The organism is Kitasatospora albolonga (assembly GCF_039535905.1).
Classification (GTDB): domain Bacteria; phylum Actinomycetota; class Actinomycetes; order Streptomycetales; family Streptomycetaceae; genus Kitasatospora; species Kitasatospora albolonga.
In genome coordinates this window covers 16,041-30,594 of the sequence record NZ_BAAAYB010000136.1, presented here as the reverse complement: position 1 = coordinate 30,594, position 14,554 = coordinate 16,041, and the positions used below count along the sequence as shown (strand labels likewise).

Annotated in this window: 12 protein-coding genes; 8 read left to right on the top strand and 4 right to left on the bottom strand. The window is 73.8% G+C overall.

Going from position 1 to position 14,554, the window contains the following annotated elements; genetic code table 11:
- Positions 1 to 16: 16 nt before the first annotated feature.
- Both ABD946_RS33030 and ABD946_RS33025 read right to left on the bottom strand, forming a co-directional pair.
- Positions 17 to 895, bottom strand: a complete 879-nt coding sequence (locus ABD946_RS33030) for a polysaccharide deacetylase family protein (RefSeq protein ID WP_345289333.1) — start codon at positions 893 to 895, stop codon at positions 17 to 19.
- 30 nt (positions 896 to 925) lie between these two features.
- Positions 926 to 1,711, bottom strand: coding sequence for a sporulation protein (locus ABD946_RS33025; RefSeq protein ID WP_345289332.1), 786 nt, complete (start codon positions 1,709 to 1,711; stop codon positions 926 to 928).
- A gap of 174 nt (positions 1,712 to 1,885) precedes the next feature.
- Between ABD946_RS33025 and ABD946_RS33020 the strand changes: the two genes are divergently transcribed.
- Positions 1,886 to 3,265: a hypothetical protein gene (locus ABD946_RS33020; protein ID WP_345289331.1), complete on the top strand. Its 1,380-nt coding sequence runs from the start codon at positions 1,886 to 1,888 to the stop codon at positions 3,263 to 3,265.
- A 108-nt stretch (positions 3,266 to 3,373) separates the two neighbouring features.
- Here ABD946_RS33020 and ABD946_RS33015 read toward each other — a convergent pair whose 3' ends face one another.
- Positions 3,374 to 4,390, bottom strand: coding sequence for a LacI family DNA-binding transcriptional regulator (locus ABD946_RS33015; protein WP_345289330.1), 1,017 nt, complete (start codon positions 4,388 to 4,390; stop codon positions 3,374 to 3,376).
- Positions 4,391 to 4,516: 126 nt separating this feature from the next.
- On the opposite strand from ABD946_RS33015, the gene ABD946_RS33010 reads away from it, so the two are divergent.
- The 4 genes from ABD946_RS33010 to ABD946_RS32995 all read left to right on the top strand — a co-directional run bounded on the left by ABD946_RS33010 (position 4,517) and on the right by ABD946_RS32995 (position 10,592).
- Complete coding sequence (locus ABD946_RS33010; RefSeq protein ID WP_345289329.1) at positions 4,517 to 5,635, top strand: alpha/beta hydrolase; 1,119 nt, start codon at positions 4,517 to 4,519, stop codon at positions 5,633 to 5,635.
- A 225-nt stretch (positions 5,636 to 5,860) separates the two neighbouring features.
- Complete coding sequence (locus ABD946_RS33005; RefSeq protein WP_425558762.1) at positions 5,861 to 8,032, top strand: ArnT family glycosyltransferase; 2,172 nt, start codon at positions 5,861 to 5,863, stop codon at positions 8,030 to 8,032.
- A 162-nt stretch (positions 8,033 to 8,194) separates the two neighbouring features.
- Positions 8,195 to 8,953 (top strand): HNH endonuclease family protein, encoded by a 759-nt coding sequence (locus ABD946_RS33000; RefSeq protein WP_345289327.1) that lies wholly within the window; start codon positions 8,195 to 8,197, stop codon positions 8,951 to 8,953.
- A 40-nt stretch (positions 8,954 to 8,993) separates the two neighbouring features.
- A complete protein-coding gene (locus ABD946_RS32995; RefSeq protein ID WP_345289326.1) occupies positions 8,994 to 10,592 on the top strand; it encodes an alpha/beta hydrolase in 1,599 nt (532 codons plus the stop codon).
- 161 nt (positions 10,593 to 10,753) lie between these two features.
- Here ABD946_RS32995 and moaA read toward each other — a convergent pair whose 3' ends face one another.
- Positions 10,754 to 11,749, bottom strand: coding sequence for a GTP 3',8-cyclase MoaA (gene moaA, locus ABD946_RS32990; protein WP_345289325.1), 996 nt, complete (start codon positions 11,747 to 11,749; stop codon positions 10,754 to 10,756).
- A gap of 216 nt (positions 11,750 to 11,965) precedes the next feature.
- On the opposite strand from moaA, the gene ABD946_RS32985 reads away from it, so the two are divergent.
- The 3 genes from ABD946_RS32985 (at position 11,966) to ABD946_RS32975 (ending at position 14,493) form a co-directional block, all read left to right on the top strand.
- A complete protein-coding gene (locus tag ABD946_RS32985) occupies positions 11,966 to 12,556 on the top strand; it encodes a nucleotidyltransferase family protein (protein ID WP_345289324.1) in 591 nt (196 codons plus the stop codon).
- A gap of 140 nt (positions 12,557 to 12,696) precedes the next feature.
- Positions 12,697 to 13,551, top strand: coding sequence for a hypothetical protein (locus tag ABD946_RS32980; protein ID WP_345289323.1), 855 nt, complete (start codon positions 12,697 to 12,699; stop codon positions 13,549 to 13,551).
- A gap of 129 nt (positions 13,552 to 13,680) precedes the next feature.
- The gene (locus ABD946_RS32975) at positions 13,681 to 14,493 is read left to right on the top strand and encodes a hypothetical protein (RefSeq protein ID WP_380148939.1); all 813 of its coding nucleotides are present in this window, start codon (positions 13,681 to 13,683) and stop codon (positions 14,491 to 14,493) included.
- The last annotated feature ends 61 nt before the right edge of the window (positions 14,494 to 14,554 follow it).

Sequence of the window (14,554 nt, the reverse complement as noted above, 5' to 3'; positions counted from 1 at the left end):
ACCGGCACGATAGCGGCTAACCCAGGTGGTCTACACCATTCGAGAGGCGTACGAACCTCCGCCCGGCACCGAGCAGTTCCGGCAGCGCGGCGGCGAAGCCGGTGGCGGTGCCGTGCCCGGGCCGGTTGACGTGCGCGATCACGATCGCCCCGGGGCCGACCGCGGCCAGCGCCTGCCGCACCTGGGCGGCGCTGAAGGTGGCCCCCGCGTCGGCGTTCACGGTGAACCCGGCCACCCGCTCGCCCAGCTCACCGACCACCCGGACGGCGGTCTCGTCGTAGTGCGCGGTGCCGGAGCGGAAGAAGCGCGGCGGACGGCCGGTCAGTTCGGCCAGCCCCTGGTGGTTGGCGGCCACCTCGTCGTAGACCTCGCCGACGTCCCGGGTCCCGGCGATCCCGTACGCGGAGCGGCCGTCCACCGAGAGCGGGCGGTGCGCGGTGCCGTGGTTGGCCAGCTCGAACAGCGGATCGGCGGCCAGCTCCCGGGCCCGCCCCGGATCGGCCGCCAGCCAGCGCGCGTTCACGAACAGGGTGGCGGGCACGGCGTGCTGACGCAGCGTCCGCAGCAGCGCCTCGTCGCAGCCGCTGCCCCCGGGGCCGCCGCAGGCGTCGAAGGTGAGCGCGACCTCCTCCCCCTCCAGGCGGCCGAGCACGCCGGGCACGTCCGTCCCCCAGCGCCCGGCGGGCTGCCCGCCGTACCGGGCGAGCACCTCCGCCCGGGTCGGCGGGGGCGCGGGCGTCGGGGAGGGCGACGGGCTCGGCGACGGGCTCAGCGGGTCGGAGGACGGCGGAGCCGAGGACGCGGCGGGTGACGGTGGTGCCGTCACCGGGCCGCCGCAGGCAGCCACCAGGCCCACCGTCACCCCGCCGAGGAGCGCCCTGCGACTCACTGACATCCCGTCACCGTAGGCGCGGGACCGGTCGGATCAGAGCCAGCCGCGCTGACCGCCCACCGAATGGAGCCACTGGTGCAGGTACCCGGCCCAGTCCGTGGCGTTCACGTCCGCGTGCGCGACGGTGAAGGAGCGGAAGGTGTCGGACCCCTCGGTGAAGAGGCCGCCCTTCTTGTCCATCTCCAGCACCACGTCCACCGCGTGCTCGTCCGCCACGAAGGAGAGCTCGACCTGGTTCAGGCCCGGGTACTGCTGCTGCGGCGCGAAGAACTCGATCTCCTGGTAGAACGGCAGCCGCTGGCGGGTGTTGCGGATGTGGCCGCGCTCCAGGTCCGCGCTCCGGAAACCGAAGCCGAGCCGGCCGAACGCGTCCAGGATCGCCTGCTGCACCGGGAGCGGGTGGACCACGATCGGGTCGAGGTCGCCCGCGTCCACCGCGCGGTCGATCGCCAGCTCGGTGTGCACGCCGAGCACCATGCCGCGCAGCTGCTGCCCGCCGACCGCCGTCACCGGCGTCTCCCACGGCACCGGAATCGCGAACGGCACGGCGTGCAGCGCGCCCTCCTTGAGCTCGAACTCCCCGCCGAGCCGGGTCGGCTGGAAGCGGATGTCCTGGTGGTGCTCGCCCTCGCCGCTCTCCACCTCGACCCTGGCCTGGAGGCTGAGGGTCAGCCCCTCGATCCGCTGGTCCACCTTGCCGCCCTGGATCCGCACCTCACCGTGGAGCGTGCCTCCGGGCAGCACGTTCGGGTCGGCGAGGACCGTCTCCACCGAGGCACCACCGGCCCCGAGACCGGCCAGCAGTCGCTTGAATCCCATCGCGCTTCCTCTCATCGGATCTGCCCCGAGTCTCCCACCTCATCCCCGAATGTCGGAAGTCCCGACCCATCGGTGCGGCATTGTTACGGTCAATTCCCTTGAACAGCAAGGGAATTCACCTAACATTTCCCCCGGCCCGCCGAAACGGGCCTTCCACGGGGGAGGAAATCACACATGCCCGGATTCACCGGTTCCAGGGTGCGCACGGCACTGGCCTCAGCCGGAACGTTCGCCCTCGTCCTGCTCACCGCACCTCCGGCCGGTGCCACCACCGGCGCGGCCGTTCCCACCGACCTGTTCAACGGGCTGAACTTCTGCTCCACCGCGCCCGGAGCCCCCACCCGGCTGTGGGGCGGCAACGGGGTCGAGCTGATGGGAGTCCCGCAGCACACCGACCCCACCGGGCACCCCTACCTGGCCGCCGAGTACCGGTTCTGGCCCGTCGAGGACCCGGCCCGGACCGCCACCCTCACCAGCACCGAGGTGAGCACCCGCTTCGAGGCCCCGGTCACCGTGCCGATGGCGGCGCTCACGGAGGGCCCCACCTACGGCTGGGCGGTGCGCAGCGTGGCCGGGAGCGAGGTCTCCGGCTGGTCCGCACCGTGCTACTTCGCCGTCGACAACACCCGCCCGGCCACCGCGCCGCTGGTCACCTCCTCGAACTACCCCGAGGGCAAGTGGAGCGACGGCGGCGAGCCGGTCGAGTTCACCTTCGACGCCAACGGCACGGGGGACGTGGCCGGGTTCGAGTTCTCCTGGGGCGAGCTGCCGGTGCACGGCACCGCGATCGGCCAGTACGGCATCCCCAAGCCCACCGACCCGTACGCCGACGCCGACCACTACGTCCGCGCCGACCGGCTCGGCGGCCGGGCCACCGTCAAGCTGCTGCCGCCGGCCGGCTGGTTCTCCCGCCACACCCTCACGGTGGTGACCCTCGACCGGTCCATGAACCAGTCCTCCCGGGTGACCTACCAGTTCAACCTGCGGTCCACCGCCCCGTCCGTCGCGGCCGTCCCGCCGCTGGTCGAGTTGGGCACCACCGTGCCGCTGCGGCTGACCCCGAACGCGCACGCGCAGTCCGTCAGCCGGATCGTCTCCTACGCGGTGGAGATCGAGTCGGAGGACGACACCCGGACGGTCGAGGTGGCGGCGAGGAAGGACGGCACGGCCGTCCTTCCGGTCCTGCTGACCGAGGGGACCAGCCTCCGGGTGTCCAGCCGGAGCGCCAACGGCTGGATCAGCGACGAGCGTTGGTGGTTCAGCGGCGAGGCGGTCGCCACCGGCGTCGGCTCGGCGGTCTACCCGGAGAACCGGTGCGGCGGCGGCGTCGGCACCCCGGGCACCTTCACCTTCACCCCGCACACGCCCGGCGTGGTCTCCTACGTCTACTCCGTCGACGGCGGCGAGGAGCACACCCTTCCGGCCCGCCATCACGGCCGGGCCACCCTCACCTGGACCCCCACCGAGAGCGGCGACCACTACCTCGACGTCCGTGCGAGGACGGCCGACGGCCGCGAGTTCGGCTCCCGCCCCTACGGCTTCTGCGTGACCTGACCCGTCAGGGGCACGAGGAACTGCGCGAGTCCGGAAGGCGGACCGGCGTGGGATCGGGGCACGTGAGCCAGTTGCACGTGTTGCCGTTCCCCTTCCGGCCCTCGGCGGTCAGGCGGACTCGCGGACCACGAGCTCCGGTTCGAAGACCACCGAGGCGGGCCCGGCGGCCGGGTCGGCGACGCGTTCCAGCAGGATGCGGGCCATCTCGGCGGCCATCCGCTCCACCGGCTGACGGACCGTCGACAGCAGCGGAAGCCCGCCGGTGGCCGCGCTGCTGTCGTCGAAGCCCACCACCGCCACGTCCTGCGGCACCCGCCGCCCGTGCTCGGCGAGCACCGCGACCGCGCCCCGGGCCATCAGGTCGTTGGCGGCCACCACACCGTCCAGGTCCGGGTGCGCGGCGAGCAGCCGCGCCATCGCCGCCGCCCCGCTGGCCTGTCCGAAGTCGCCCTCGGCCGACGGCAGGTCACCGAGCACCTCGCGCACCCCCGCCTCCCGGTCCCGCCCGGCGGAGATCGCGGAGGGCCCGGCGATGGAGACGATCCGGCGGCAGCCGCGGTCCCGCAGGTGCCCGGCGGCCAGCCGGCCGCCCTCGACGTTGGCCAGGTCGACCCAGCTCAGCCCGTCGGCCAGGCCCTCCGGCGGGCTGCCGAAGACCACCACGGGCAGCCCGGCCTCCACCAGTCGGCCGGGCAGCGGGTCCCCGGCCCGGGTGGAGACCAGCATCGCGCCGTCGGCGTTGCCCTGCCGGAGGAAGGAGAGCACCTCCTCGCGGGCCGCCGCGTCGTCCGCCAGCATCAGCACGGGGTGCACGCCGAGCGGGCGCAGCGCGCCGATCACTCCGCTGACGACCCGTCCGAAGAAGGGGTCGGTGAAGATCTCGCCCTGCCCGGGCGCACCGGAGAAGACCAGCGCCACCGCCCCGGCCCGTCTGGTCACCAGGGCCCGGGCGGCCGCGTTGGGGACGTAACCGGTGGCGGCCACCGCGTCCCGGACCACCTGTTGGAGCTCGGGGTCCACGTTCCGGATGTTGTTGATCACCCGTGAGACGGTCGATCGCGAGACCCCCGCCTCCCGGGCCACGTCCTCCAGCGTCGCGGGCCGCCGCGCCAGGGCTTCGCTCATGCGGCCGTTTATAGCACGAGCGGGAGGGCAGCCCCGGCGTGATCGCGGGGGCAGACCCGGTGCGGAACGGGGCAGTCCGGGGCCCCGGAGCACCGGACACAGGAATCTCTCATCTACGATCAGCAAGTGCCCAGCTTGACCGGAACCCCGATCCAGATCGTCGCCGTCGTCCTCGCGGTGGTGGCGTTCGTGCTCACCATGTGGCTCTGGCCGCGGCTCGCGGGGAAGGGGTGGAAGGCCTGGGCCGGGCGGATCGGCGCCTTCCTGGTGGCGCAGGTCGCCCTGCTGGCCGCGATGGGCCTGGTGGCCAACTCCTACTTCGGCTTCTACACCAGCTGGACCGACCTGCTCGGCACCAGCGGCAGCCCCGGCGTGGTGGTGGAGCAGCAGCCCGGCAAGGCGGTGGCGCTGCGCGGGGAGCAGAAGGTGTACTCCTCGCAGGGCTCCTCCCGCGAGCGGGCCGGGGTGATCCAACAGGTCACCATCAAGGGCGCCAAGTCCGGCATCAGCGGCGACGCCTACGTCTACCTGCCGCCGCAGTACTTCCAGACCGACTACGACCACCGCAGGTTCCCGATGGCGCTGGTGCTCTCCGGCTACCCGGGGTCGGCCGAGAAGCTGATCTCGCTGCTGGAGTACCCGGCCTCCACGCTGGCCGCGATCGAGTCCGGCAAGCTGCCGCCGACCGTGCTGGTGATGATGCGTCCGACCGTGGTCGGCAACCGGGACACCGAGTGCGTCGACGTCCCGCGCGGCCCGCAGGTGGAGACGTACTTCACCGAGGACCTGCCGAAGGCGGTCGCCGCCTCCTACCGGGTGTCGGACCAGCCCGACCAGCGGGTCGCGATCGGCAACTCCACCGGCGGGTACTGCGCCCTCAAGTTCGCGCTGCGCAAGCCGGACTCGTACCGCACGGCGATCTCGCTCTCCGGCTACTACACCACCCCGATCGACGCCACCACCGGCGACCTGTTCGAGGGGGACGAGCAGCTGAAGAAGGAGAACGACCTGGTCTGGCTGCTGAAGAACCGGCCCGCCCCGGCGGTCTCGCTGCTGCTGGCCACCAGCTACAACGAGTACAACTACCAGGCCACCAAGGAGATGGTCGCCAACTTCAAGGCGCCGACCCGGATGGCGACCATCACCCTGGACAGCGGCGGCCACAACTTCCACACCTGGACCAGGGAGATCCCGCCCGCGCTGGAATGGCTCGGCAAGCACCTGACGCAGGTTCAGTCCGCCTGAGCCCCGCCGGGGAACGGGGCGGCCGGATTTGAAAGCGGCTCACAGCCGCCCCTCATCGGAATCTCAGGGGGACGCCCGAGCGTATCCCCATGACCACGACCAGTTCCCCACCTCCGACCAGCGAACCGTGGCCCGAGGCTGCGAACTACCCGCCGCCGGAGCCGCCCGCCGCCCCGACGCCACCGGCCCGGGCCGAGGTCCCCCCCGCTCTTCCCCTCCCTCCCGCTGCCGGCCACCGGCCCCAAGGGCCCGGCCACCTGGTCCGCCCGGCTGGCCACCCTCCCGGCCCGCACCTGGCGCGGCCGCCCCGACGACCCGGCCTGGGCCCGCCCGGCGCTGCTCGGCCTGCTGGCCCTGACCGCGGTCCTCTACTTCTGGAACCTGACCGCCAACGGCTGGGCCAACTCCTTCTACTCGGCGGCCGTGCAGGCCGGTTCGCAGAGCTGGAAGGCCTTCTTCTACGGCTCCTCCGACGCGGCCAACTTCATCACCGTCGACAAGGCGCCGATGTCGCTCTGGCCGATGGCGCTCTCCGCCCGGGTGTTCGGCCTCAACTCCTTCAGCCTGCTGATGCCCCAGGTCCTGATGGCGGTGGGCACCGTGGCCACCGTGTACGCGACGGTGCGCCGCCGGTTCTCCCCGCTCGGCGGCCTGGTGGCCGGGGCGGTGCTGGCGCTCACCCCGGTGGCCGCGCTGATGTTCCGCTTCAACAACCCGGACGCGCTGCTGGTGCTGCTGCTCACGCTGGCCGCCTACGGCACCGTCCGGGCCACCGAGACCGCGAGCACCCGCTGGCTGGTGTTCGTCGGCGTGATGCTCGGCTTCGGCTTCCTCACCAAGACCCTCCAGGCCTTCCTGGTGCTGCCCGCCCTCGCCCTGGTGTACCTGGTGGTCGCACCCACCGGTCTCGGCCGACGGGTGGTCCAACTGCTCTACGGCGCGCTGGCATTGATCGTCTCCGCCGGCTGGTGGGTGGCCGTCGTCGAGCTGGTCCCGGCCTCCTCCCGCCCCTACATCGGCGGCTCGCAGGACAACGACTTCCTCTCCGTCACCTTCGGCTACAACGGCCTCGGCCGGATCACCGGCGAGGAGACCGGCAGCGTCGGCGGCGGAGGCCGCCCCGGCGGCGGGCAGGGCGGCGGCATGTGGGGCAGCACCGGCATCAGCCGGCTGTTCGACGGCGACATCGGCGGCCAGATCGCCTGGCTGCTGCCGGCCGCCCTGATCCTGCTGCTGCTCGGCCTCTGGGCCACCCGCCGCGCACCGCGCACCGACGGCGCCCGCACCGCCTTCCTGGTCTGGGGCGGCTGGCTGCTCTGCACCGGCCTGACCTTCAGCTTCATGTCCGGGATCTTCCACCAGTACTACACCGTGGCCCTCGCGCCGGCGGTCGCCGCCCTGGTCGGCATGGGCGCGGACGGCCTCTGGCGGGCCCGGGCCAGGGTCCCGTACGCGACCCTGCTGGCGCTGACCGTCGCCGTCACGGCGGTCTGGGCCTACGTCCTGCTCGGCCGCAGCTCCGAGTTCCTCCCGTGGCTGCGCTGGGCCGTGCTCGCCGTCGGCCTGGTGGCGGCGCTCGTGCTGGCCCTCGCCCCCGTGCTGACCCTGCCCGGCCGCACCGGCGCCCGGCTCGGCGCGGTGGCCGGCCTGGCCGCCCTGGCAGCGGCCCTCGGCGGTCCGGCGGCCTACGCGGTCGAGACCGTCGCGACCCCGCACACCGGCTCCATCGTGACGGCCGGCCCCCGGGTCGAGGGCGGCAACGGCTTCGGGCCGGGCGGCGGCGGGCCCCGGATGCGGATGAACGGCGACGGCGGGGGCTTCCCGCAGGGCGGCACCGGGCGCGGCCAGTTCCCGGGCGGCACGGGGCAGTTCCCGGGCGGCAACGGCCAGCTCCCGCAGGGCGGCGGCCAACTCCCGGGCGGCAACGGCCAGTTCCCCCAGGGCGGCGGCCAGCTCCCCGGCGGCACCGGTCAGCTCCCCGGCGGCGGCGAGGCCCGGTTCGGCTTCAGCACCGGCGGCATGGGCGGCCTGCTCAACGGCGCCAAGGTCAGCGACGAGGTGGCCCAGCTGCTCAGGCAGGACGCCGACAAGTACACCTGGACGGCCGCCGCGGTCGGCTCCCAGAACCAGGCCAGCTACCAACTCGCCAGCGGCGAACCGGTGATGGCGCTCGGCGGCTTCAACGGCTCGGACCCCTCCCTCTCCCTGGAGCAGTTCAAGCAGTACGTCGCCGACGGCAAGGTGCACTGGTTCATCGGCGGCGGCGGGATGGGCGGCGGCGGCATGGGCGGCTCCAACTGGTCCTCCGAGATCGCCTCCTGGGTGACGGAGAACTTCACCGCCAAGACCGTCGGCTCCACCACGCTCTACGACCTGACGGCCCAGCCCAAGGGCTGACGGCCCACCACCACGCGCCCCTCGGCGGCTCCCCCGCCGAGGGGCGCGTGTGTGCTTGCACACTCCGTTCCGACGCGCCGTCGCGCCGACTTGACCCCCCGTGAGGCGGCTGCTGTGCTGGTGCACCGTCACCGACCGCACCACCGACCCGGGGGAAGAAACGTGCGCGCCCGCAGGACCACACTCACCGCGACCGCCCTGCTCCTGCTGCTCGCCCCGGCCCTCGCCGCCTGCGGCCCCTCCGGCTCCTCCCAGGACAAGGCCCCCTCCTCCGCCGACGGCGCCGCCCTGGGCACCAACCCGCTGCAGAACCCGGACGGCACCAAGCCCGGCCTGGCCCCGATCACCGCCGACGCGGACAGGAAGGCCGCCCGCGACCTGATCGCCAAGGTCACCACCGCCGAGCCCGGCTCCCAAGCCGGGTACGACCGCGACCAGTTCGGCCCGCCGTGGACGGACAACGTCGACGGCGTCCCGTTCGGCCACAACGACTGCGGCACCCGCGACGACCTGCTCGCCCGCGACGGCCGGTCCGTGGCCCGCAAGGACGGCTCCGCCTGCGTGGTCACCGGGATGACCATCTACGACCCCTACACCGGGCAGACGGTGCAGTGGACCAAGCAGCAGGCCACGAAGATCCAGATCGACCACGTGATGCCGCTCTCCTACGACTGGAAGCAGGGCGCCTCCGCCTGGACCAAGGCCAAGCGCGTCCAGATCGCCAACGACCCGCTCAACCTGATCCCCGCCGACGGCTCGCAGAACGCCTCCAAGGGCGACTCCGGCCCCTCCGCCTGGCTCCCGGCCAACGAGGCGGTCCGCTGCTCCTACGCGGTCCGCTTCGCCCAGGTCTCCCTCAAGTACCAACTCCCGGTGGTCCCGGCCGACAAGAAGACCATGCTGGGCCTCTGCGGCGGATAACGAGATGATCACCAGGGCGGTCGGATGATAGCCATGGGCGGTGATCACCGACACCGCCCGGCTCTCCGGCCGTCTGCTCCCCGTCGCCCTGGCGGCCGCCCTGCTCGCCGGGTGCACCTCCGGCACCGAGACGGCGGCGCCGAGCAGCTCCGCGAGCCCGACCCAGACCACCACCCCGAGTGCGAGCCCCAGCCCGGCCCCGAAGCCGACCGGCGAGGCCGATCCCGCGCTCAAGCCGTACTACAGCCAGCAGTTGGCCTGGGCCGCCTGCACGGACGACCCGAAGACCGCGAAGCTCGACGAGTCCACCGCGGAGTGCGCGCGCCTGCGCGTCCCGCTGGACTACGCCGCCCCGGGCGGCGAGACCATCGAGATCGCCCTGTCCCGCCGCCGGACCGCCCAGGACGGCAAGCGGATCGGCTCGCTGGTGCTCAACCCCGGCGGCCCCGGCAGCTCCGGCGCCGGCATGGTCCAACGGGGCACCGATTTCGGCAAGGACGGCCTGCGCGAGAGCTACGACCTGGTCGGCTTCGACCCGCGCGGCGTCGGCGCCAGCACCGCCGTGCACTGCATGGACGACCGCGCCCGGGACGCCTTCGACAGCACCGACACCCGGGACGGCACCCGCGGCAAGGCCATGGCCGACGCCTGCCGGGCCAACTCCGGCACGCTGCTCCCCCACGTCGGCACCCGCGACGCCGCCCGCGACATGGACGTCCTGCGCGCCGCCCTGGGCGAGGCCAAGCTCAACTACTTCGGCTTCTCCTACGGCACCTACCTGGGCTCCCGCTACCTGGAGCAGTTCCCGGACAAGGCCGGCCGGGTCGTCCTGGACGGCGCCGTGGACTCGACGCTCAGTCAGCTCGACCACGCCGTCCAGCAGAACATCAGCTTCGAGAAGGCCCTGCGCGCCTTCGCCGCCGACTGCGCGCAGCAGAAGCAGTGCAGCCTCGGCAAGGACCCCGAGCAGGCGCCCGCCAAGCTGGCCGCCTTCCTCGACGGCCTGAAGAAGGAGCCGCTGACCACCACCGACGGCCGCTCGCTCACCTCGTCCTCCGCCTGGACCGGCACCCTGAGCATGCTCTACGGCAACGCCACCAGCTGGGAGTACCTGCGCAACGCCCTCGGCTGGGCGATGCTCCGCGACAAGGGCGACTACCTGCAGGCGATGGCCGACGACTACTACGACCGCGGCGAGGACGGCAAGCACAGCAACATGCTCGACGCCTACACCGCGATCCACTGCGCGGACCCGGGCGCGGACGTCCCCACCGCGGCGCAGTTCGCGGCCGCCCGGCAGAAGCTGCACGACGAGGCACCGCTGATCTCGGCCCGCTACACCGACGAGGACCTCTTCGACCCGGACTGCCGCAGCTGGCCCTACCGGACCACCGAGCAGCCCGCCCCCACCAAGGCCCCCGGCGCACCCCCGGTCCTGGTCGTCGGCACCACCGGCGACCCGGCCACCCCGTACGCCTGGGCCGAGCAGCTCACCACCGAGCTCGGCAACGCCACCCTCCTCACCCGCGAGGGCGAGGGCCACACCGGCTACAACAAGAACCCCTGCACCACCAGCGCCGTCAACACCTTCCTCACCACCGGCACCCTCCCCGCCCCGGGCACCCGCTGCAAGGACTGACCGCCGCCGGCAGGGCAGCGCGCCAGGGGCGCGAGGAACTGCGCGCCGTGGAAAGGCAGCACCTGCAACTGGCTGACGGTGGTTCAGTTGCCGGTGCGCCGCCTTCCGACCCGCGCAGTTCCTCGCGCCCCTGAGGCCGCTACCCTGCCGAGCGTCCGCCGTCAGCCCCCGATGGCCGACATGGGGCGGGCGGGCTGGACGAAGTCGGCGGAGCTGATGTCGTGGCCCGGGCCCTTGCGGGCGATGGTGTTGCGCCAGGCGCGTTCGATCGCCGCGTCGTCGGCACCGCCGCGCAGCAGCGCCCGCAGATCGGACTCCTCGGTCGCGAAGAGGCAGTTCCGCAGCTGCCCGTCGGCCGTCAGCCGGACCCGGTCGCAGCCGCCGCAGAACGGCCGCGTCACCGAGGCGATCACCCCGACCACCACGTCCGTCCCGGCGATCCGCCACTCCTCCGCCGGGGCGTTGCCGTGCCGCCCCACCGGCACCAGCTCCCAACGCTCCGTCAGCACCGCGAGCAGCTCGTCCGCCGTGATCATCCGGTCCCGCTCCCACGCGCCCTGCGCGTCGAGCGGCATCGACTCGATGAACCGCATCCGGTACCCGTGCTCCGCCGCGAACTCGACCAGCTCCACGATCTCGTCGTCGTTGACGCCCCGCACCGGGACCGCGTTGACCTTCACCGGCGCCAGTCCGGCGGCCTGGGCGGCGGCGAGGCCCGCGAAGACGTCGGCGATCCGGTCCCGGCGGGTGATCTCGGCGTAGCGTTCGGGCCGCAGGGTGTCCAGGCTGACGTTGACCCGGTGCAGTCCGGCGGCCTTCAGGTCGGCCGCCGTGCGGGCCAGCCCGATGCCGTTGGTCGTGAGCGAGACCTCGGCCCCGAGCACGCTCAACCGCCCCACCAGGCCCGGCAGGCCGCGGCGGAGCAGCGGCTCGCCGCCGGTCAGCCGCAGGGCGGTGATGCCGAGGCGGGTGACGGCGATCCGGGCCAGCCGTTCGACCTCGTCGTCCGTGAGCACCTCGGCCCGGGGCAGCCAGTTCAGACCCTCGGCCGGCATGCAGTAGGTGCAGCGCAGGTTGCAGCGGTCGGTGAGCGAGACCCGCAGATCGGTGTGGACCCGGCCGAAGCGGTCCACCAGCGGGCTTGGTGCGGTGTCCATCTGCCCAGTACAGGGCCCGCCCCCCGGCGAGCACCAGCGGCGGAAGCACCGGCCCACCCCGCTGACCTGCGGCGGCGCCCTGTGCGATCGCACAACTGCCCCGTCCTCCCCACCGGCCCCAGACTCTCCGTACGGGGCCCCGGGGGTGCGCCGTGGAGCAGGATGGGCCGTACGGCACGCCACGCGGTGCGGCGAGTGTAGGAGGAGAGCAGCGGCATGAGTCCCGTGAACGTCCCGGCACTGGTCCTCGCGGCGGGCGGCGGACGCCGCCTGGGCGGGCGCCCCAAGGCGCTGATCACCCGTCAGGGGCGCCCGCTGCTCTCACACGCGCTGAAGGTGGTCCGCGAGGGCGGCTGCGCCGGAGCGGTGGTGGTGCTGGGTGCCGCCGCCGAGCAGGTCCGGGCCGCCGTGGACACCGGGGCGAGCGTCCTGGTGGACAACCCCGACTGGGAGGGCGGCATGGGCTCCTCGCTCCGCGCCGGGCTGGCCGCACTGCCACCGGACGCCACCGCCGCCCTGGTGATGCTGGTGGACACCCCGGGCGTCACGCCGGCGGCCGTGGCCCGGCTGCTCGCCGCCCACGCGGCCGGTGCGGACCTGGCCGCCGCCGGTTACCACGGGCGGCGCGGCCACCCGGTGCTGATCGGTGCCCGCCACTTCGCCGAGGCGGCCGCCGGTGCGGTCGGCGACGCCGGGGCCCGTGCCCTGCTCGCCGCCCATCCGGTCGAGCTGGTCGAGTGCGGCGACGTGGCCGTCCCGGACGACCTGGACACCCCGGAGGACCTGGCCCGCTGGGGCGCGGGCTGAACCCCCGCCCGACGGGACCGTGCGCCCCTGACGTGCCCCTGGTCTCTCCCTGAGGATTGCCGATATCCGGGCCGACGGCCGGTCGGATCGGGGACGATGGGACCGACCAGGCCAGGCGACCAGAACGGACGGTGTGCACGATGCCCGGAGCACCGCTGCCCGACGACTTCGACGAGCCGGCGGCGGACCGGCCGCACGGTGCGAGCCCGATCCGCTGCCCGGCCTGCCGCCGCGAGCACCTGTACGACCCGCCGAGCCTGCCCTGCCCCTGCGGGGCCCGGCTGCGGGTGCCGCTGCTGCGCGGCGGCATACCGGTGCAGATCCGCTTCCGCTCCTGGGAGGACTCCTGGCTGAGCATGCGCTGCCCGCACTGCGGCCGGGACGACCAGTGGCCCCAGCCGGAGTTCACCTGCAACTGCGGCGCCACCGTCCGCCTCCCGGTGGACCGGGCACCCCGGCTGCAGAGCGCCGGCCCCGGCCCCGGGCACCAACGCCCGGCCGCTCACCGGCCGTTGGACAGCCGCGCGCTCGACGGGCTGGACGGACTGCCGGCCGACCGGCGGCCCAGCGTCCCGGTCCAGGGCGGGCCGTCCGCCTGGGAGTACCGGCCGCCGTTCCGCCCGCACCCGGTGCGCTCCGAGGACGACGCGGTGCTCACCGCCGCCCGCTACCTCCGCTGGCTGGGCTTCGACGACCTGGAGATGACGGAGGATCAGGAGACCTCTCTGGTCACCCTGCTGGGCGGCCGGATGGTGGCCCAGGTGGACGGCTCCGGGGCGCCGGCCGACCTCCGCACGGTGGAGTGCCTCTGGCTGCGCACCCTGCACGCGGAGGAGATCGCGGCGGCACTGTTCAGCCGCTCGGGCTTCACCCAGCAGGCGCTGGTGCGGGGCGAGCAACTGCTGGTGGCGCTCTTCCGCCTCGACGAGTCCGGCATCCCGCAGCCGGCCAACGGAGCGGCGGAGGCCCTGCTGGAGACGGGGTGGACCTCCTGATCCACCGCCGCTCCGGCGGTCTGGACCAGTCGATCAGGAGGAGCTGATTCCGGATCATCTCGCGCTCGTGATCTGGTGCACAAGCTCACCCCCGTGTTGAATTGCCGCCACAGCGGCCACGCCCGCTCGCTGGACACCGCGCACAAGGAGGTGGCGTTGTCGGAGCACGGAACGGCCCTGGGGGGCAGCAAGACGGACGCGGTCTGGCGGCTACGGTCCCGGGGATGTTGGCAGGAGGCCGCCGAACTGCTCCTGCCGGCGGCCCGTGACGACCCCTCGACGGCCCTGGCCCGGGCCGAACTCCTCATCGAGCAGTGCATGTTCACCGCCGCGCACTGGGAGCAGGGCGAGGAGGCGCTGCGCGCGGCGGAGGCCCTGGCCGCCTCCCCCGACCAGCGCGCCGCCGCCGCCTGCGCACGCGGTTTCCTGGCCTACGTGGCCAGCGTGCTGGGCCCGCGGGACCGGCTGGACGAGGCCCAGGCCGCGCTCGGCCGGACCTCGGCCCTGCTCCCGCCGGACGCCCCGGGGCGTCCCCTGCTGGACTTCCGGCGCGGCCTGGTGGCGGAGAACCTGCTGCACGACCGGCAGGCGGCCTGGATCGCGTACCGGCGCGCGCACGACGGCGCGGCCGAGCGAGGTGACGAACTCCTGCGCTCCTACACCTGGCGCCACCTGGCCTCGCTGGCGCTCGCGGCGGGCGACGCCGAACAGGCCCGGGAGGGCTTCCGGGCCTCGCTGACGATCCGTGAGGAGCTCGGCTTCACCGTGGGGGTGGCACCGGCCCTGGCCGCGTTGGCCGAGGTCTCGGAGCCGGCCGAGGCGGCCCGGCTGCGGGCGGAGGCCGCCCGGCTGGTGCAGGCGCTCGGCGGCGTGCCGGTCTGGCTCGCGCGGCGGCTGGACACCGTGCCCGCTCCGGCGACTCCCCCGGACGGCGGAAGCTGACGGGACGTCGGAAGGGGCATCAGCTAAGGTGAGCCTAACCTGCCCGGTGGGACCCACCCCG